18 protein-coding genes and 1 pseudogene are annotated in these 19225 nt (G+C 46.2%); 4 read left to right on the forward strand and 15 right to left on the reverse strand.

From position 1 onward, the window contains the following. Window positions 1-125: 125 nt before the first annotated feature. Window positions 126-1667, reverse strand: a complete 1542-nt coding sequence (locus tag PN462_RS00005; protein ID WP_272125739.1) for a ferredoxin--nitrite reductase — start codon at window positions 1665-1667, stop codon at window positions 126-128. A gap of 294 nt (window positions 1668-1961) precedes the next feature. Between PN462_RS00005 and PN462_RS00010 the strand changes: the two genes are divergently transcribed. Next, window positions 1962-3170: a HEAT repeat domain-containing protein gene (locus PN462_RS00010; RefSeq protein WP_272125740.1), complete on the forward strand. Its 1209-nt coding sequence runs from the start codon at window positions 1962-1964 to the stop codon at window positions 3168-3170. A gap of 32 nt (window positions 3171-3202) precedes the next feature. Here the strand turns inward: PN462_RS00010 and PN462_RS00015 are convergent, their stop codons facing one another. The 7 genes and pseudogenes from PN462_RS00015 to PN462_RS00045 all read right to left on the reverse strand — a co-directional run bounded on the left by PN462_RS00015 (window position 3203) and on the right by PN462_RS00045 (window position 9129). After that, the gene (locus PN462_RS00015) at window positions 3203-4318 is read right to left on the reverse strand and encodes an ABC transporter permease (protein WP_272125741.1); all 1116 of its coding nucleotides are present in this window, start codon (window positions 4316-4318) and stop codon (window positions 3203-3205) included. A 169-nt stretch (window positions 4319-4487) separates the two neighbouring features. Continuing rightward, entirely contained in the window at window positions 4488-5357 is an 870-nt protein-coding gene (locus tag PN462_RS00020; protein ID WP_272125742.1) for an Npun_R2479 family HD domain-containing metalloprotein, read from the reverse strand. Window positions 5358-5482: 125 nt separating this feature from the next. Next, complete coding sequence (minE, locus tag PN462_RS00025) at window positions 5483-5881, reverse strand: cell division topological specificity factor MinE (RefSeq protein WP_272125743.1); 399 nt, start codon at window positions 5879-5881, stop codon at window positions 5483-5485. 39 nt (window positions 5882-5920) lie between these two features. After that, entirely contained in the window at window positions 5921-6718 is a 798-nt protein-coding gene (minD, locus tag PN462_RS00030) for a septum site-determining protein MinD (RefSeq protein ID WP_272125745.1), read from the reverse strand. 333 nt (window positions 6719-7051) lie between these two features. Further along, window positions 7052-7435: pseudogene (locus PN462_RS00035) on the reverse strand (cation diffusion facilitator family transporter); the annotation flags it as partial. Between the two features lie 14 nt (window positions 7436-7449). Next, window positions 7450-7986, reverse strand: coding sequence for a lysostaphin resistance A-like protein (locus tag PN462_RS00040; protein WP_443029017.1), 537 nt, complete (start codon window positions 7984-7986; stop codon window positions 7450-7452). A gap of 87 nt (window positions 7987-8073) precedes the next feature. Continuing rightward, window positions 8074-9129 (reverse strand): DUF3326 domain-containing protein, encoded by a 1056-nt coding sequence (locus tag PN462_RS00045; protein WP_272125748.1) that lies wholly within the window; start codon window positions 9127-9129, stop codon window positions 8074-8076. Window positions 9130-9878: 749 nt separating this feature from the next. Here PN462_RS00045 and PN462_RS00050 point away from each other — a divergent pair. Continuing rightward, window positions 9879-11399 carry a bifunctional pantoate--beta-alanine ligase/(d)CMP kinase gene (locus tag PN462_RS00050; RefSeq protein ID WP_272125750.1) on the forward strand — a complete coding sequence of 507 codons (1521 nt, stop codon included), beginning with the start codon at window positions 9879-9881 and terminating at the stop codon, window positions 11397-11399. Between the two features lie 135 nt (window positions 11400-11534). Here the strand turns inward: PN462_RS00050 and PN462_RS00055 are convergent, their stop codons facing one another. Further along, window positions 11535-11873, reverse strand: coding sequence for a hypothetical protein (locus PN462_RS00055; protein ID WP_272125752.1), 339 nt, complete (start codon window positions 11871-11873; stop codon window positions 11535-11537). A gap of 94 nt (window positions 11874-11967) precedes the next feature. After that, window positions 11968-12150 carry a photosystem II assembly protein Psb35 gene (psb35, locus tag PN462_RS00060; RefSeq protein WP_272125754.1) on the reverse strand — a complete coding sequence of 61 codons (183 nt, stop codon included), beginning with the start codon at window positions 12148-12150 and terminating at the stop codon, window positions 11968-11970. Between the two features lie 309 nt (window positions 12151-12459). Here psb35 and PN462_RS00065 point away from each other — a divergent pair, with 309 nt between their 5' ends. Then, window positions 12460-13092 (forward strand): sodium:calcium antiporter, encoded by a 633-nt coding sequence (locus tag PN462_RS00065; RefSeq protein WP_272125756.1) that lies wholly within the window; start codon window positions 12460-12462, stop codon window positions 13090-13092. Between the two features lie 313 nt (window positions 13093-13405). Continuing rightward, on the forward strand, window positions 13406-13864 hold the full coding sequence (locus PN462_RS00070) for a hypothetical protein (protein ID WP_272125757.1): 459 nt from the start codon (window positions 13406-13408) through the stop codon (window positions 13862-13864). Between the two features lie 61 nt (window positions 13865-13925). Here PN462_RS00070 and PN462_RS00075 read toward each other — a convergent pair whose 3' ends face one another. From PN462_RS00075 to gorA, 5 genes are all read right to left on the reverse strand, one after another. Then, window positions 13926-14840, reverse strand: a complete 915-nt coding sequence (locus PN462_RS00075; protein ID WP_272125758.1) for a YegS/Rv2252/BmrU family lipid kinase — start codon at window positions 14838-14840, stop codon at window positions 13926-13928. Window positions 14841-15111: 271 nt separating this feature from the next. Then, the gene (locus PN462_RS00080; protein ID WP_272125759.1) at window positions 15112-15549 is read right to left on the reverse strand and encodes a DUF2294 domain-containing protein; all 438 of its coding nucleotides are present in this window, start codon (window positions 15547-15549) and stop codon (window positions 15112-15114) included. A 124-nt stretch (window positions 15550-15673) separates the two neighbouring features. Then, window positions 15674-16768 carry a mechanosensitive ion channel family protein gene (locus PN462_RS00085; RefSeq protein WP_272125760.1) on the reverse strand — a complete coding sequence of 365 codons (1095 nt, stop codon included), beginning with the start codon at window positions 16766-16768 and terminating at the stop codon, window positions 15674-15676. Window positions 16769-17207: 439 nt separating this feature from the next. After that, on the reverse strand, window positions 17208-17474 hold the full coding sequence (locus PN462_RS00090) for a DUF6335 family protein (RefSeq protein WP_272125761.1): 267 nt from the start codon (window positions 17472-17474) through the stop codon (window positions 17208-17210). A gap of 237 nt (window positions 17475-17711) precedes the next feature. Further along, complete coding sequence (gene gorA / locus PN462_RS00095) at window positions 17712-19061, reverse strand: glutathione-disulfide reductase (RefSeq protein ID WP_272125762.1); 1350 nt, start codon at window positions 19059-19061, stop codon at window positions 17712-17714. Window positions 19062-19225: the final 164 nt, after the last annotated feature.

A 19225-nucleotide genomic window follows, 5' to 3' on the forward strand; every position in this document is an offset into this window, starting at 1 on the left:
AAAACCCGTTAAAACGGGTTAAGAGATTAAAAGGAAAAGACCACATCAAACCCCTGATAAAAAGGAGTCGGCTTTCCGCAGACTTGAGCTATTAGCCACGGGTTTTAACCCTTGGCTTTGGGGGGTTAACCCTGATTTACCTCCGCCCCAAAATCATTCACTAAAATGTCTTGCAAAACTTGGGGTAAATCTTCACAAGGGACAGCTTTTTGAACACGAGTGCCTAACTTCGCATCTTTGCCGACTTTACCCCCCATATAAATATCCACCGCTTCCACCGTTTGGCCATCTTTTCGGGTTTTTGTTCCCATTAACCCAATGTCCGCAACCTGGGGTTGGCCACAAGAGTTAGGACACCCCGTCCAATGAATGCGGACTGGTTGGGAAAGATTTAATTTTTGGTCTAATTCCTCGGCAATTTTCAGGGCCCGTTGTTTGGTTTCCACTAAAGCAAAATTACAGTATTTTGCCCCTGTACAAGACACTAAAGAACGCACTAAAGAACTCGGCGCAATGGTAAACTCTTGTAAGAGGGGTTCACTCAACAATGCCTCAAGATTCTCATTAGCAATGTAGGGGAGAATCATATTTTGTTCCACTGTACAGCGAATTTCCCCATTTCCGTACACTTCTGCAAGTCGGGCCAACTCAAACATCGTTTCTCCCGACAACCGGCCCACAGGGACATTTAACCCAACATAACTATAACCGTCCTGTTGTTGGGGATGCACGCCAATATGGTCCCGTTTCTCCCAGTCGATGACATCTTCTGAGGCCGCAGTGAGTAATGGGTGGCCATAGACGGCCTCGACTTCTCCCCGGAATTTCTCTATCCCCCAGTCTTCAATTAACCACATTAACCGCGCTTTTTGTCGGTTGGCACGGAGGCCATGATCTCGATAAACTGTTAAAATAGCGCGGCATAACTCGACGACTTGCTGGTTAGGTTCAACCCACGCATTTAAGGGGATAGCAGCTTCACACCGTTTTGCTGAGAAAAATCCCCCCACTAATACATTAAAGCCTAAGATGCCTTCTCGATAGGCCGGGACAAAGGCAATATCGTTAATTTCTGCGTGGACTGCGTTATCTCGTCCCCCTTCAATGGCAATATTAAATTTACGGGGTAGGTTGGTGAAGGCATAATTTCCGTCTCCCCCGTTGGTGATCATATTTTGAACGTTTTGCACTAATTCTCTAGTGTCGATGAGTTCATTACTATCTAGGCCGGCAACGGGGGATCCGGTAATATTTCGCACATTATCCATTCCGGATTGAACGGAGGTTAAATTTACCTGTTTTAATTGTTGAAAAATGTCGGGGATATCTTCAAAGCGAATGCCTCGCAGTTGGATGTTTTGTCGGGTGGTGATATCGGCACTGCCGTCTTCTCCGTACTGTTGAATGATTTTGGCTAATACGCGCATTTGCCGACTGTTGAGAATGCCGTTGGGGACACGCAAACGCAGCATGAATTTACCTGGAGTGACGGGACGGTGGAAAATGCCTAACCATTTTAACCGTTGTTCTAGGTCGGTTTTGTCGATAGATTCCCAACCCTGTTGGACTAATTCTTGTAATTCTTCTTTGATGGCTAATCCATCTTTTTCGGCTTTAAATTTTTCAAATTTATTGAGCTTTTTTTCGGCTACTACGGTGCTAGTCATTGCGTTTTCTTGGTTAGGGTTTGCTTATCTTTAGTCAGTATTTATAGTTCGCGGTTTGGGCGAGTTCTAAAAGTGGGCTTGGGGTGGGGTTTCTGGGGAAGAATTGAGCCGATTATTTTTGAGGCTTGGCTACAGGTTAAGGAAGTTTTTTGGGGGATTTTGTATCACTTGTAACAAATATTTATAATTAGTGAAGTATTTACATGGTCTTGATGCGTTTTTTACATCTTGCTTGCAGAGTTTCTCTCTAATGTTGTTTATGCTGGGAGAGGCGGGAGTTTTTTAACGTTACTTATGAAGTTAGAGCAAGGGTTGGAAATGCAGGTGCAGCAAGCAATGGAGACGCGAGATTGGACAACTTTATTACGATCGCTGCATTCTTCTCTCCTCCAGTCCCCATCTGAGGTAAACTGGGATGTGGCTATGGAGGGGGCGTTGGCGATTCTGCAAGGGGGGGATTTTCAACAACGGTGGGATTGTGTGAAGTTGTTTCCGTTGTTGGGGGAAGGCGCGATCGCGCCCTTAATGGAAATCCTGCATAATGAAAACATCCCCATCGAGCAACGTTGGTTTGCAGGCCGCATTTTAGGGAAGTTTCAACACCCCCAAGCAATCACTGCATTGGCCACCTGTTTACAAACTACTGAGGATGAGGAGTTAGGAGACATTGCTGCAACGGGATTATCTAATTTCGGCCCAGGGGCCATTAGCGAATTGGTGCAACTGTTAGATGCTCCAGAGACTCGTTTCGCGGCCACTCGCGCCTTGTGTCAAATTCATCGGCCTGAAATTGTCACTCCCCTGTTATCCTTGGTGGGGGATGATAACCCAGAAATTCGTCAACTGGCGATCGCCACATTAAGCAACTTTCGAGACTCCCGCATTCTCCCCGCTTTCCTCACTGCATTATCCGATCATCACGCCGCCGTCCGCAAGGAAGCCGTAGCCGGAATAGGAGGAAGAATCACCTTTAACAAAACCCTCAATCCTCTCCCCCACCTCCATCTCCTCCCCCATCTCAAACCCCTACTCTACGACTTTAACCTAGAAGTCTGCCAACAGGCCGCCCTAGCCATCAGTCGCATCAAAACCCCAGACGCAGCAAACCTCCTCTTTCACGTCTTACAATCCCCCACCACTCCCCAACCCCTACAACTCCAACTCATTCGCGCTTTAGCGTGGATGGAAACCCCCACCAGTTGGTCCCATCTCCAACACAGTTTAACCCTTCTCCCTCCCCCTTGCCTCGATGAAATATTGCGCTTGAGTAGTCAAATTACCAACCCCAATTTATACCAACAAGTCGCCCAAATGCTCTGGCATTTTTATCGCACTCAACCCCAATATTTCGCCCCTCTCCCCCCCAAACAACTCCTCATCCAAGCCTGGAGTCATTTAGAGGATAATTGCGCTCTAGAAGCCTTACAGGGGTTTACAGAGGATGACGATCCTCGGATTCGCTTACAGGCGATCGCAGCTTTAAAAATAATCGGTAATCGGTAATCGGTAATGGATAACCAACAACAAACAACCAACTAATTATTAAGCGTCCTAGGATCAAGGGCATCCCGTAACCCATCACCCAACAAATTAAACGCTAAAACCGTTAAAATAATCAAAAGAGCAGGAGGCCAAATTAACCAAGGTTGTAACACCAAAATTGACCCATTCGTTGCCACAGAAAGTAAATTCCCCCAAGAGGGATCAGGTTGCTGGATGCCCAGGCCAATCAAACTTAACACCGACTCCGCAACAATAAAACTAGGAATCGCCAACGTCGCCGAAATAATCGTATAAGTCGCCGTTTGGGGTAGAATATGCCGCACAATAATCCGTCCAGAATTTGCCCCAATTGCTCGCGCTGCATCCACAAATTCCTGCTCCTTTAATGATAACACTTGACCCCGAATGACCCTCGCTAGTCCCGACCAACTCACAAAAGATGTAATAACCACAATAAGGAGAAAACGTTGAGAGCTAGTAAGTCCGGATGGGAGAACCGCAGCAAGAGCGACCAGTAAATAAATCGTCGGGATGGTCATTAACACTTCCACTAAGCGCATTAATGCCATATCAATCCAACCGCCAAAATAACCCGAAATTCCCCCCACTAACAGTCCCAAGGGGAAAGAAATTAAAATTCCCACTAAGCCAATACTCAGGCTAATTCTTCCCCCAAACAGAAGACGACTAAACTGATCTCGGCCTTGTTCATCAGTCCCTAAAAGATTAATTCTGGCCTCTCCCACTGCTCCAAACAGATGACGGTTCATGGGGATACCAGGGAAAAGATCGGTTTCTTCAAAAGAGGGAGGAAGGGGGAGACGAATTTGTAAAAAATTATAGGATTCACCCTTGACAAAAAGCCGGATTGGTGCAGGGCTAGAATAATCAACCTTTAACTCTCGTTTTCCCGTTTCAATATCCACCGGCCCCTGAGTTGTCGGATACACATGGGGGCCAATAAACTCTCCATCTTGAGTTTGCCAATAAATCGTCGTTGGCGGCAACAAAGACCCACCAACTTGGGTATCATAGGGACTATAAGGGGCAATAAAATCAGCAAAAAAGACACTAATATAAAAGATCAATAAAATAATCGCCCCAAACCGCGCCAAGGAATTCTTCTTTAGTCTCCGCCACCAGTTCATGTATTTTTTGTTCTTCGTTGTTGGTTATTTGTTCTTAGTTCTTAGTTCTTAGTTCTTACTGTTTCCTCCCTTTGTGTTCTTTGTGTCTTTGTGGTTATGCCGCCCAGATCAATTGAATTCTCAATTCTTAATTATCAATTCTACATTATCAATTCTACATTATACATGATTAAGAAGCCATCTGCTGTTGATAGGCTTCCTCATTTTTTTCGTGTTCTACCACAAAAACATTAGAGTATAAATTGGCAATAATTTGTTGACCTTGTTGAGTCAAAGACAGGTATTGTAGTGCATCCTGAATATAGGGGTAAACGGCATTCCAATAAAACTTAGAATAATTCCGCCGTAAATCACCGGGGTTTTGGAAACCCATCATTTTATTAGCCCCAGTTTCTTCAAATTCGTAGAATAACGCGCTAATTTTCTTTAAGTAACGGGGGTCACTCAATTGACCAATCAAGTCCGAAGCGCGAATTAAACCGGGATAGTCCACGGTGTTTTTGTGGTCATCTTTTTTCGGGACAGGAAAACGGGTGAGTTCAATACTACTTTTAATTAATTCTGCATCAATCAACCGATGTCCCCCAAACCGTTCTTCAATAAATAGTTTACCCCGATCAACATGATAGGGGGTGAGAGACGCATCAGAACAGCCTGCCGGGAGGTGGACTTTTTCGCCGTTTTTCCCTGTTGCATAGAGACGTTGTTGTTCGTCGTCTTGGCGACAAACGCCTTTAACATAGCCGATATCGTGGCAAAGTAGCGCGATGATCAAATGTAACCAGTCTTCACAAGAGACTCCCCCTTCGCGGATGTGTTTCCCTCGTAAAATTTCCTGGCCGACTAAAGTGACGAGGATAGAATGCTCTACATTGTGGTACAGGGCATCACTGTTGGCGATGTTTTCCATGGCCATACTGCCTGCCCAAGCGATAATATCTTCGTAGTCTTGCTTGAGTCCTCCGTAGGTGCGGCGGTATCCTTCCCGCAACCGTCCCACAAAAGCGTCTATTAGAATTTCTGTGGCATTAAAGAACATCCCTGACCCTCTTGTTCATCCTAATGGTTAGCTAATTCTGATCTTAGTCTCTCTTGGGGCAAAAGGTTTTGATATTAATCACATCTTTTAACTAATTTTTCCACGCTACCACAAAACATTCAGGATTAGGGACTAGAAAAATTGTCGGGTTCGTCTCCGGCATCTTCTTCTAGTTCTCCTAGATTATCATAATCAGGGGGAGAGGAGTCCGATGGGGGAGGGGGTTTGGGGGTGAGGGCTCTTATGCGACGGATGGGGAGGTTGGCGATGAGGGTGGTCATTCGGCGATCGCTTTCTAACATAAACTCAGAGGAGTCGGGGTCAATTTCCACATACCGATTCACCACAGCGAGAATTTCTTGACGCATAGCTTCGACGGTTTCAGGACTTAACCCTGATCGATCATGGGCAATGACCAATTTGAGGCGTTGTTTAGCCGTTGTGCCACTTTGAGGGACACCGGACCAAGGGAGGAGTTTTCCAGGTAATTTAGCGATCGCGTGCCAGAGTTGGTTAATAAACACAGTTGCTGGGTCAATAACAAGAGTAAAAAAGCGTCGTCTCTAGATGCCTAACCAACGGCGAAGCCGATTAAACCAATTATTATGTATGGCCAAGATATCGAGAAAAGGGACTTTTTCGCCATCCAGACGACTAGCAATATTTTTAATAGCCACTCCCGACAGAGGAGGGTTTTTTTCTAGCACAATGGGTTCACCCCGATTACTGGCAATAATAATCCGTTCATCGTCAGGGACAATCCCAATTAAGGGGATAGCGAGGATTTCTAAAACATCCTCAACGCTCATCATATCGCTGATCTGCACCATTTCCGGGCGAATCCGGTTGACCACCAGATGAATTCGGCGAATATCATTGGCTTCTAGGAGGCCGATCACCCGATCTGCATCCCGAACCGCAGCCACTTCCGGAGTCGTAACAATGATCGCCTCCCGGGCCGCAGCAATGGCATTGCGAAACCCTCCTTCAATCCCGGCTGGACAGTCCACAATAATATAATCAAACACTTTCCCCAAAGCCGCCACTAATTTTTTCATCTGTTCGGGGTTAATGGATTCTTTATTGCGGTTTTGGGCAGCCGGGAGTAAGACTAAGTTGGGTTGCCGTTTATCTTTAATCAGAGCTTGTTCAAGACGACATTGGCCACTAATGGCATCCATGGCCGTATAAACCACGCGATTTTCCAATCCTAAAAGGAGATCGAGGTTACGGAGGCCAAAGTCGGCATCAATGAGAACGGTTTTATGACCTCGTTTGGCGATCGCGGTCCCTAAGTTAGCGGTGATGGTCGTTTTCCCGACCCCCCCTTTCCCGGAGGTAATGACAATAATTCGTGTCATTGATTAGACTACTTCATAATTCGGTGATTCACGACAGAGGGACAGGAATGGGCCGGTTATCCCCAACCCCCTTGTCCCCTGAGTCGGCATCCTGATAGTAGTGTATAACCGTTCCCTGTCCAAGGGGGAGGATGATCGGAGGATTCCGACTGGGTGAGTCTCTCAACCCGGTTTTAACGGGTTTAAGCTCTTAGCCTTGGGTTAAAACCCAAGGTGTCTTCAAACATGATGATCTGGGGCTAAATGACAGGGATAATTGGGATCACCGTTTTCTACTTGAATGGTGGCGTGGGCAATGCCAAAATGATCGTGTAACTCCTCCTCGATTTCTCGGACACCAATTAACGCCACAATAATAATGGTTTGACCTGCGACTTCATGGGGAGTATAAAAGCGTTGGATGGATTCCCACGCGATCGCGCCCATAGCCAATAATAAAATAATCCCATTCAACAAAGCCGCTAAAATCGAAGACCGACGCAACCCATAGGTATAGCGACCACTGGGAGGAAATTGCGACAACGCACTGGCCCCCCAGGCCAGAATTAACCCCAACACATCACTCAGATTATGCCCCGCATCCGCTAACAAGGCCAACGAGTTGGTAAAAAAACCATACCCCGCTTCAATCACCACAAAAACCACATTTAAAATCGTGCCAATTAAAAAAGCGCGGTTATAGGAGGTTGGGGCATGATGATGATGGGAATGAGACATGATACGAATGACCGCTAATTCGACTCAGGCCACTTAGTCCCATTAGACCATTTCCAGAGAAAGCCCGACAGAAAATTGGTCAAAATATGGGCAACAATGGGGATCAAAAGATTCCCTGTCACTAAAGCAGTGGTCCCTAAAATTCCCCCTACTACAATTGCCCAGATCATGTAAGGCCATTGCTGGGCCCCACTCAGATGTAACACCCCAAATAATAAACTCGATAACACCACCGCAAGAGGATTTAACCCCAATGCAGGTAACATTACCCCACGAAAGAGGAGTTCTTCACTGAGGCCGGGTAAGAGTCCCAGCCAAATTAAATCTGGCCAAATTAGGGGTTTAATCACCAATTGTAGGTAAAAATCGGCACTGCGCCGATAGGCTGGCCAAAGTCGATGGACTAAGGCACTAATGGCCGCAATTCCCAAGGCCAAGCCAATCCCCAGTAAGACGGCGGGAAGGGTAAACTCAATGGGGAGTAATGGCACATTGCCTAAATATTGCCACACTTTGGCCACGACTAAGAGTAGAACTGCCGTGACTCCCATGGCAACCAAGATTTGGATGCGGGTTAATGATTCAAATTCAGGGGGTTCGGGTCGATTCACTGGATGTTCTGGCAATCGTCTAGACTCCTATGATAAGCAGTTGAGGGGGGAAATATGGGGCCGGAGTAAGTCGGGGGCTATGCCTTGGCGGTAGGCGGCGATCGCGCCTAGAGCTTCCAAGTAAGACTGCACCAACAGGGCTTTCATCCCCAACCTTTCCGGGGGAACTTGCATTTGAGTGGCATTATCTTGGACGGCAATAATGCGACTGTGACTCAGGCTTAGGGTAGCACTTCCCCCACAGGCCGACGCTGGCACAATCACCGCATCCACCTGCTCCGCCCACATTTGCTCAGGGGTTCGGGTTTGGGCTGTGCGGATAAATTGCGGGGCCCGGGAGAGGCCCACCAAGACACAGGGTAAAAAAGTGTACCCCAATTCCTCGGCGGCTGCACGGGGGGAGATATGGGCATCCACGGGCAAGGGAGACAAGGCTGGTGCGTGAGCGCAGGGGATGCCCAGTTGACGCACCACCAGATGAGAGATCACCGCTTCGGCCCCAGCAATGGGATCAACGCCAGAGCCGTGGCGATAGTTCTGTAATTCGGGACTGTCGGGGGGATCATCGGGGAAACGGGCAACGACGGCAATGGCCGTGGCTCGGGCCTGATTCCTTAATTTTTCCGCCCCCCGCAGTAAACTATCCGGGTTGCGGATTGTTCCCCAACTGGCCTCAGAGGGGGCTGTGCGCAATTCTACGCCTAGGGGTTGGTCGGTGAGGCAATAATCGGTCAAATCAAGACCAAGGGTGGCTCTGGTGGCTTCTGCGGCTTGTAGGTGACGCAGACGCAATTCCGGTTCGATGGCTGCATCGAGTAACAGGCCAATGCGGTTTTGGGAGACGGGTTGCAATCCCCAGTTTCCGGCAGCAAATTGATCGAGGCCGTAGCCTTCCACATAAGCGGTATTGGAGAGGGGCCAGTACAGTTGCGCTCCGTTGAGGACATTGGGGTGGGTAATGAGGCGATCGCAAACTCCCGACAAGGCTTTCGCTACCGGAAGTGCGTCCCCCGCATAACCGCCAATCGCTGCACCAATTCCAGTTGGCACTAACAAAACAACGGTAAAGGGAGATGAAGTCACAAGGCTAAGGGACAGTTACAACAGATTTTCTTCTTTTCTAGAATAACTTTTCTTGCCATGAATTAAACATCCGATCTGAACCCACTGATCTAGTTTTCCTAGAATTTACCCAAAAACAAGGTTTAACTCTTGAATCTTCGATTATATATTAACTTTCTCCAGAAGTATTCAGCCGATCCCCCAGTCAACCTAAAGACTTACCTTTCTCAGCCCCAGATTGATACAACTTGGTAAAAGACGGGCAACGTTTGACCAGATATTTTATCAATACAATAATTTAACAAAAGTTCCCTAAAAATGTTGCGCCACGGTAGCAATAAAATTATGGTACTGCTTACTATTTACTGATTAATCTTTACTATTATAAAAGGAGTCAATTAAGAGCAGGATAAATTAATCCTTTTGATTTACGCATCAATAAAACCCATCCCTAACACAAAGGTTCAGTCATGTTATTTAAAAATACAGTACATTTTTCGACGGTCCGGCACTTTTATCCGGAATAACTTTAAAAGAGCTTCATTTTTAGGTAAAATTACGGAACAATGAGCTAGGCGGACGGTTTCCGTCTGGGGGGGAGTGAGAAAATTGTTGAAATGCGGATTCTGCCGTCGGTTGGGTGGAGTGTAGCGAAAATGACTGCAAACGACTTTCTAATCTCTAACTATCCATCTGGGTGACTAGGGACTGAGAGAAACGCTATACTGGAATATTTGTTGGTGGACGGAATTGGCAAGAAGGGGGTTTAGGTGCGCCTGTATCAAACGGTGGCTGGTTTACGTGCGTCTTTAGGACGTTACTGGCAACGCAAGAAAATTGGTTTAGTTCCCACAATGGGAGCATTACACCCAGGCCACAAAAGCCTGATTGAAGCAGCACGACAAGAAAATGATGTGGTGGTGGTGAGTATCTATGTTAACCCATTACAATTTGCCCCAGGGGAAGATTTAGAACGGTATCCCCGCAATTTAGACCAGGATAGTCAAATTTGTGAGGAGTTAGGGGTTGATGTGGTGTTTGCTCCCACTTGGACAGAAATGACCGGAAATCCCCTTGCTGACTCCTCTCCCACCTTCGTCATTCCCCCAAACTCCATGATGAACCGTTTATGCGGAGCATTTCGGCCTGGTCATTTCCAAGGAGTCGCTACTATTGTGAGTAAGTTGTTGAATTTAGTGCAACCCGATCGCGCTTATTTTGGACAAAAGGATGCGCAACAGTTAGCCATTATTCGCCGTCTCGTCCAAGATTTGAATATTCCCGTAGAAATTCGCGCTGGTGACATTGTGCGGGAGGAGTCGGGGTTGGCCTATAGTTCCCGCAATGCCTATCTCTCCCCAGAGGAGAAACAAGACGCATTGCTGTTGTCCCAAGGATTAAACCAGGCCCAGGCCGCATTTCAAGCAGGAGAAAGGGACAGTCAAACCTTAGTGAAGTTAGTCCAGTCTGAGTTAGGCCAGGGGGAAAGCGTGACTGTTCAATATGTTGAGTTAGTTCATCCCGATACTATAGAACCATTGACCATGATTAAAGATGTAGGATTACTGGCGATCGCTGCTCATGTCGGCAAAACTCGTCTCATTGATAATGTCGTGTTACGCCATCGTCAACCCATTATCGCCATTGACGGGCCCGCCGGAGTGGGAAAATCAACCATTGCCCAAAAAATTGCTCAAACGCGAAAATTAGTCTATTTAGACACCGGGGCCATGTATCGGGCCGTAACTTGGCAGGTGTTACAAGGAGGAATTGCAGTGGAGGATGAAGCAGCTATTGCAGAACTCACCAGTCAATCCCAAATCCAGTTTACGCACACCGGAGACCAACAGCGTGTTTTAATAGATGGCGAAGATGTCACCCAAGTCATTCGCTCCCCAGAAGTAACGGCCAATGTCTCTGCGGTGTCCAAACATCAGGGAGTCCGTCGCTTACTGGTGCAACAACAACAAAAATGGGGTAAACAGGGAGGGTTAGTCGCAGAAGGGCGAGATATTGGGACCTATGTCTTCCCCCATGCAGAGGTGAAGGTCTTTTTAACGGCTTCGGTGCAAGAACGGGCCCGTCGTCGCCTGTTAGATTTAAAACAGCAGGGCTATGGGTTAGTATTCCAAGAGAAATTAGAACAGCAAATCCAAGAGCGCGATCGCTTGGACAGTACCCGCAATGTCTCCCCCCTACGCAAGGCCAGCGATGCAGTAGAAATTCAAACTGATGGATTAAGTATTGAAGAAGTCACCAAGCGTATTTTAACCTTGTTGCCCGAATCATAAGTGATAGGGGGGAGCAAAGCATTCCCCCTTGAACCAAGAACCAACCCAAAAAAAATCCCTCCCGACTTAGGGTAGGGGATGAACAGTGGAACAAAAAGATGCTCAGTTCTAGATGGTAATGCTAAATTATAAGTTCTAGATCATCCCTGGTCCTTTCCCACGTTCATCATCGCCCATTTCTAACTTGCCTTCTTCGTTAGTTTGGTTAATTTCTTGGAGTTCTTGTTTCCGTTCTGCGGTTTCTTCGATGTCTTGATAATTGAGATCGCCGGGTTCGTTGATATACATTTCTGGTTCGATGGGAAAGTTATTGGCTAACCCTTCGCGGTCAACGGTATAGCCGCTTGAGGTGTCCATATCCCCTTGGTTATCCGGGCGATCTTTATAAAATTCTTGTTCTCGTTCTTGACGAGCCGCCGTTTCAGCCGCGACCAATTTTCTATCGTAATTAGCACTTTGTTGTTTATTAGCCATAAGAGATTAAACCTCGCTTTAGATTGACAGTTATTGGGTAAGATTGACAAAAAATGTCTTAACGCTATGTTTTAACGCCTAGAATGCGTAATCTTTATTTTTCAATGTCCGGAACAATATCAGGACGTTCTTTGTTTTCCCATCCAGTGGGTCGTTTCGAGTTGTACCAAGCGATTGAACCTAATGTAACCGCAAGCACAAAACCCAGACCATATAAAATGGTGCTAGTCCAAGGAAAATGGACGGCTTCGCTAGATGCTTGTAATAAATAGTGCATAGATTGCAGTTTATTGATTCTTTCGGTTTGTCTTCATTTATAACGGTAACGAGGGCCTATACTCATTTACATCTGTCGATACATAGGTTTGTATTTTGGTTGTCTCTAACGATCGAATGACTGGGGTTTCATCTTTGGGGATAGTGTTAAGGCGACTTCCCATGGAGGTGGGGGATCAGTAAACCTGCCTAGAATGCCCGATATGGTAGGATAATTGGGCTTAGTGACGATCCATTATCTTTTGTTCTTCGTGAGTGACAGTTTAACTCTGAATGTTTTGTTGTTTGGTTTGGGGACAATTGCGATCGCGTGGATTGGGACCCAGTTCACCCGGCCTCGTTGGTGTTATTTGCAGGATATTGGTTTGGCCTACGTCTGAGTTCTAATGTACGCACAACTCCCATGTGGCGGCCTCAGCCAACCCAAGAAACGGTGGAGGAGGATGCAGAAATAGTGAATCTGACTCGCCGCAAATTAAAAAACCTGTGGGTTAAGTTTGCGTTGTATGCCTTGGCTATTGCGGGAATCGGGTATATGTTAGCGAAAACGGGAGACGCGATCGCGTCCCAAACCCAACTCTCAGAAACCGTCTTCGGTGGCTTATTTACCGCCATCTCCACCTCTCTCCCCGAACTGGTGACAGCAGTGGCCGCCGTTCGTCGAAATGCCCTTACCCTCGCCATGAGTGGCATTATCGGCGGCAATAGTTTTGATGTGTTACTCATCGCCCTCTCCGATATAGCCTACCGTCAGGGGTCCATTTATCACGCCCTACAACCCCGACAAATCTTCGTTATCGCCCTCACGATTTTAATGACAGGTATTCTCTTATTAGGACTCTTGCGACGGGAAAAATACGGTCTAGTCAATATTGGCTTTGAGGGAGTTTTAGTTCTCGTCTTGTATTTTGGGGGCTTTTCGCTACTATTCTGGCTACCGTAAACAGTAAGCAGGAGGCAGTAAGCAGTAAGCAGGAGGCAGATGGCAGATGTTGGAGAAAGGGTAAAGTTAGCCTAAAAAGTAAGGTCAGACGCTACATGGCCTCCTCCTCCATCCCCCCAAAAATTAAAAATTATTGCTTCTTGGGACAATTCTGCCAATTGTCCGTATCTGTTGATACAGAATAGAGGTAGAAACGCCCTTGTTTTTGGGTGAGGTTTCAAGCGGTTTTCCTAAAAACAGCGTTTCCCCATTGACGAATGAACCGAACTAACCCCCCACCCTTGTGAGAATGCGCCCTCTGAGGATCAGCAAGATGAATTTAATACTAAGTCACCCCAACAACCTTAAATTAAGTCCCCATGCGAGTCTCCTCTACTATTGGATTCAGGCACATAATCGCGTCCATTGGGATTTATCGAGAGACTGGACCACCTTTCAAATGTGGACGGAGGAGTTTTTACACCCGGCCATGAGTCGAAAGGATATTTACACGGCCTTGGGGCAGTTAGTAGAGTTAGATTTAATTACCCTAGAGGAGTCTAGAGTCACCATTAAACGTGAGGTTGATCTAGGTCAGTTACAGTTTCCCAACTCTCTACGACGTTTTTCTTGGCGGAGTATGGTGTATAATCCCTTCTTTTGGAGTGGTTTTATGGTGACTGGGGTGCTTTTACTGTGGGTGAATGCTCTCTTGTTTTCTCCCTCTCTCGCTGAACCTAATATGACTTCTAATCATCCCTATACGGTGTTAAGGGAAAAAAGTTCTCAATAATGAATAATTTGTTGTTTGTTCTTTGTTGTTTGTTCTTTGCCTGTTCCCAACTCTGTTGCACCTATTCATTGACATACAGCGTTAATCCTTGAGAAATACATTGCACCTCGGCGGGGGTTGTGCCGATGACTTCTCCGTCTATCATTACTTTTTGGGGGGGAACAGTGTTGACGCTGATTTGTTTAGCCCGAAAACAAGTAATATCATCCCGTTGGGCATTTTGTTGGCGGAGGGCGGACTGAAGCAAGTCGTGGGAGATGGCTAAACCTTGGGTAAATTTGCTCAAGGGGTCTGTCCAATGTTGAGGGGCGATGATGGTGACATCAAAGAGGCCGTCGTCAGCGATGAGTTGATCGGGCCCTTGGGCTAAGAGGGAGGTGAGGGGGGCTGTATTGGCGATGGTGATGGCAGTGGCCTCTAGGTCGAGGGAATGGCCGTCGGCGGTGAGTTGGACTTGAAAGGTGTCGAATTCTTGGAAGTTTTGCAGGGCGGCGAAAAAGTAGGCCATGATCCCCCAACGATCTTTGGCTTCTCGGTCTGCGTGGTGACTCATTTCTGCCCCAAAGCCAATGCTGGTAAATAAGATCATGGCTTGATCGTTACATTGCCCTGCGTCCACTTGACGGGTGTTTTGGCGGCGGATGACTTGGCACGCGGAGAGGAGATCACTGGGAATTCCGAGGGCGTTGGCAAAGGCGTTGGCAGTCCCGGTGGGGATAATGCCGAGGGGAATGTCTGTTCCGAGTAAGGCATGGGCTACCCCAGACACAGTTCCGTCTCCTCCGGCGGCAAAAATGCAGTCAAAGCCTTTCTGAATGGCGGCTTGGGCTAATTCTTCTGCGTCTCGTTCTGGGGTGGTTTCATATACGGTGAGGGAAAAATCCGGACTCAGGTGTTCTTGAATCTTTTGTAAACAGGATTCCCTTTCGGTGGGGCCTGCCGCAGGATTGAAGATCAGGCAACTGGAGAAGGACATGGCAGACGGGATATAGCAGTAATCAGTAAACAGTAACCAGTAACCAGTAAACAGTAAGCAGAGTAATCAGTAATCAGTAATCAGTGAGATAAGCCTTGAATCGTGAGGTTTTCTAGTATTGGTTAGGCTCAAACATATCCCTGTAACGGGGTTTTCTCAATTTAGACAAAATTCCCTAATCTCTTGTCTGTTCCCTGTTCCCTGTTCCGGAGTTCCCGACTATCACATACCAATTTAAATGCACAACAGCTTAAACTAATTCAGAAACCCATTAAGAGGTGGGTGGGGTGTGGGAGGAGTGATTGGAGGATGACCGTTTTGGGGCTTTGGGGATGGCTTGGGGGTTACGCACGTCGGGGGCGGTTTCTAAAACGGCAATGATGCCCGTTCGACTGGTTTCTAAGGTGGCATCACACAATACATCTAAAACTGACACTCCCACATGGTCTTCGATGATTTGTTGCAGTTGAGGCCGAGTGACATTGTTCAATTCTAGGCGGACTTGTTTGGCGAAGTTTTCTTTGCCATCCTGGGCTAATACTTGTTCTGTGGCTGTAATGGAATTTTCAACCACAACAGCTACCTGATTGGCAAATAGCTGACAGGTGACTTTACTGGGTTGTTGTCCGAGGTTTTCTCGATAGAAGGCTTGAATTGACTGAGAGAGCGATCGCTCAAGTTGTCCACAAGTCGGCTTAACGTTTGCCATATTTGGGTTGTGCCAGTTTATAAATCAAGACAAATCGGATGGGAGGTCAAATTGATGTCCCTACCCTATCCTAATTTTAAGTGTTTACTTCTTAGAAGCCTCGTCTTTGTAGAGCAAGGAGAAGTCAACTATAATTATTAGCTGTTTCGGTAACATCTTTCGGAACTTCTAAGCCTTTGTAATAGGTTATGTTAGTGGGATAAGCAAATTCAATCCCCCGTTGGGCAAATTCTTCAAAGAGGGCCAGATTAATTTTTTGCTGGATATCCATGGACAAGGTATAGTCACTACTTTCCACGTAATATACGGTTTCGTAATTAAGGCTAAAATCGCCGTATTCTTTGAAGTGAGACCGATCAAAGGTGGCTTGGTCGATAGACTCAATGGTGGTTTTGATGATCTGGGGAATGGCCTCTAGGTTTTCTTTGGAGGTTTCGTAGATCACGCCAATATTAAAGACGATGCGGCGTTTTTGCATCCGTTTATAATTCCGCAGACGAGAGGCGGTTAATTCAGCATTGGACATGATTAATTCTTCCCCACTGAGACTTTGAAAGCGGGTGGTTTTGATGCCGATCTGCTCGACTGTTCCCATGAAGTCGCCGATAATGATAAAGTCGCCAATTTCAAAGGGACGATCTAAGAGGATGGAGAAGTAACTTAATAAGTCCTGGAGAACCCCTTGGGCGGCAAGCGCGATCGCAATTCCCCCAATTCCCAAGCTGGCCACCATTGCAGAGACGTTCAAGCCTAAGTTATCTAAGAGGAAAATTAAACCAATTACCCAATAGATAATACGAATGGCGGGCATAAACCCTTGAAAACTTTGTTGTAGGGTGGGATTATCTTTCCGTAATGCGTACTGACGCAGTAGATATTGCGTCACATTAGAACAGAGACGAATGGCAATGACGGTGGCAATTAAAACCGCAACGGAGCGCACGGTTTGTTTTAAGATGGGGTGCAAATTAAGATTAAAAATGGCCAGATAGACCACCCCTAAGTAAAAGATCGGTAATATTGCCCCGGTAAAAATCCGAATGAGGGCGTTATCTAGTTGGGTGCTGGTGCGTTTTGCCCATTTCTTGATACTCCCTACTACGATACTGCGAACGATATTGAGAACAATAAACCCAATTAAAATAATGCCGAGGGCAATTAAATAATCGGTTAGGGTGTTCCCTAAGAATTCGGTTTGTAAGATTTCAACGCCTTGCATGGTGTTTGATTTGAATAGTGTTATTTTTGCACGTCTGATCGCAGTCTATATTATCGCTTCCTTGTGGATTTTTTAAATGATTTTTGTTTTATTTATGATTCTCCATCAGTACATAAGAGGGATCAATCTTGCGGTAATCAGTAAACAGTAATCAGTAATCAGTGAGATAACCCTTGAATCGTGACTGTGCATTGCCCACCCTACAATAATTAATTCTTCACTAGAATAGTGTATATCTGGGCTATATTCCATTGATAAAAACAGAATTCAGTGTTTTAAGACTCGCGGCTGACAACTGATAGCTGAATGCTTACTCAACGAAAAAAGAGATGCACCTTGGTACATCTCTCAACCCTCCGATTGCAAACTTAAATAATCAAAAAATATTCATACGAAATTAACAAAAATTCTACAATAATTATGATGCCTAGTTAGTGATTTATTCTAATTCTAATCGCTGCTGATCTCGTTCCTGAATCTTGTCATGAATCGTCACAGGTTCATTATCATCTAATTCAACCCCTGTAGAAGCAGCAACGTGATCGACTGCATCTTGTTCGGGAGTTGGAGTTGTTCCCCCAACTGACTCCTCTCCTACTACTTTAGCTTGATAATTATCGGTTTCAATATCACCACCAGTAGTCGGGGTGATTTCGTCTTCTGGATTCGGTGTTGCCCGTTGTAGATCGTTTTGATCTAAAGCCAAATTATCCTCCCATAGAATATAAATTCTTAATTAATCCTCAGTTACTGAAGTTCGCCGAATAATGCAAACAGTAACTATTATTAATCCTAAAAAATACTCAATCCTGCTCCGTCTCTCAATAGAAAGAAATGCACTTATCAAGTTATAGAAAATCAACAAGGATGATGCAAAATACATCATCCTTGAGTAAGAGTTATTAATCTATCTTTTGATAGATGCAAACAAAAACTATTAATGCTAACGCATGGTGACAAATTCCTCAGCCGAACTGGGGTGAATGCCGACGGTTGCATCAAAAATTTCTTTTGTTGCTCCTGCTTTCAAGGCGACAGCCATGCCTTGAATAATCTCTGCGGCGTGTTCCCCTACCATGTGCGCACCGACGACTTTATCGGTGTTGGTGTCCACGATTAATTTCATCATGGTTTTTTCGTCTTTATCGGGGAGGGTGTAATACATTCCCCGGAATTTGGTGCGATAGACTTTCATTGCGTCGCCATATTTTTCTTGGGCTTCGGCCTCGGTTAAGCCGACTGTGGCCGCTTCTGGGGTGGTGAAGACGGCAGAGGGGACGTTTTCGTAACTCATGACCTTGGATTTGCCGCCAAATTGGCTATCGGCCAGGGCCCGGCCTTCACTAATGGCAACGGGGGTTAAATTAATGTTGTCGGTACAGTCGCCCACTGCATAAATATGGGGTTCGCTGGTTTGACTGTATTTATCTACGGCAACTGCACCGTTATGAGTTTCCACTTTGGTGTTTTCGAGGCCCAAATTTTCTAAATTGGGAATCCGCCCGGTTGCGGCTAATCCCACTACATCGGTGAGAATGGTTTTATCCCCATCTTCATGTTGTACGACGACTTCTAACCCCTGATCGGTCTTTTTAATTTCTTTGGGGACGGTATTGGTCATTAAATTAATGCCATGTTTGACCATTCCCTCTTGAATGGTGGTGCGGATGTCGTCATCAAATCCCCGCAGAATGGTATCCCGACGGAGAATTTGGGTGACTTCTGTTCCCATGCCATGTAAGACACAGGCAAATTCGCAGCCAATATATCCGGCCCCGATAATTAACATTTGTTTCGGTTGTTCGGGGAGATGGAAGATTTGGTCTGAGGTAATGGCGTGTTCTATGCCGGGGATATCGGGTTTTACGGGTTTTCCGCCTACGGCAATGAGGATTTTTTCGGCTGTCACCTTGCGATCGCCGACTTCTAGGGTATGAGAATCTACAAATTTGGCATAGTGGGGGAGAATCTCTACTTGGGATTTATCCAGCATACGCTGATAAATGCCGTTGAGTCGCTTCACTTCGTTATTCACGGCAGGCATAAAGGTTTTCCAGTCGAAGTGACTCTCAACGGGACTCCATCCGTAGGCTTGAGATTCTTCAAACAGATCGGGAAATCGGGAGGAATAGACCATTAATTTTTTCGGGACACAACCGCGATTGACGCAAGTTCCCCCCAGTTGGCCAACTTCGGCGACGGCCACTTTGGCCCCGTATTCCGCAGCGCGTCTGGCGGTGGCAATTCCACCTGATCCACCTCCAATCACAAATAGGTCATAATCATAACTCATACTGTTTACCTCCTTAACTATCTATTGACGCTCCACGCCCTAAAGGAGCGTGGATTCTTGGTTCAACGAATCTCCGTTAGCTAGCAGGATTTCTCCAACCAACCAAGAGGGAGTTTCTCCCCAAGCGTTAATTTTCGTGCGCCCCACGATATATAAAGCCCTTT

The sequence above is a fragment of the Spirulina sp. CS-785/01 genome, assembly GCF_028330525.1.
Taxonomy (GTDB): domain Bacteria; phylum Cyanobacteriota; class Cyanobacteriia; order Cyanobacteriales; family Spirulinaceae; genus JAQMSD01.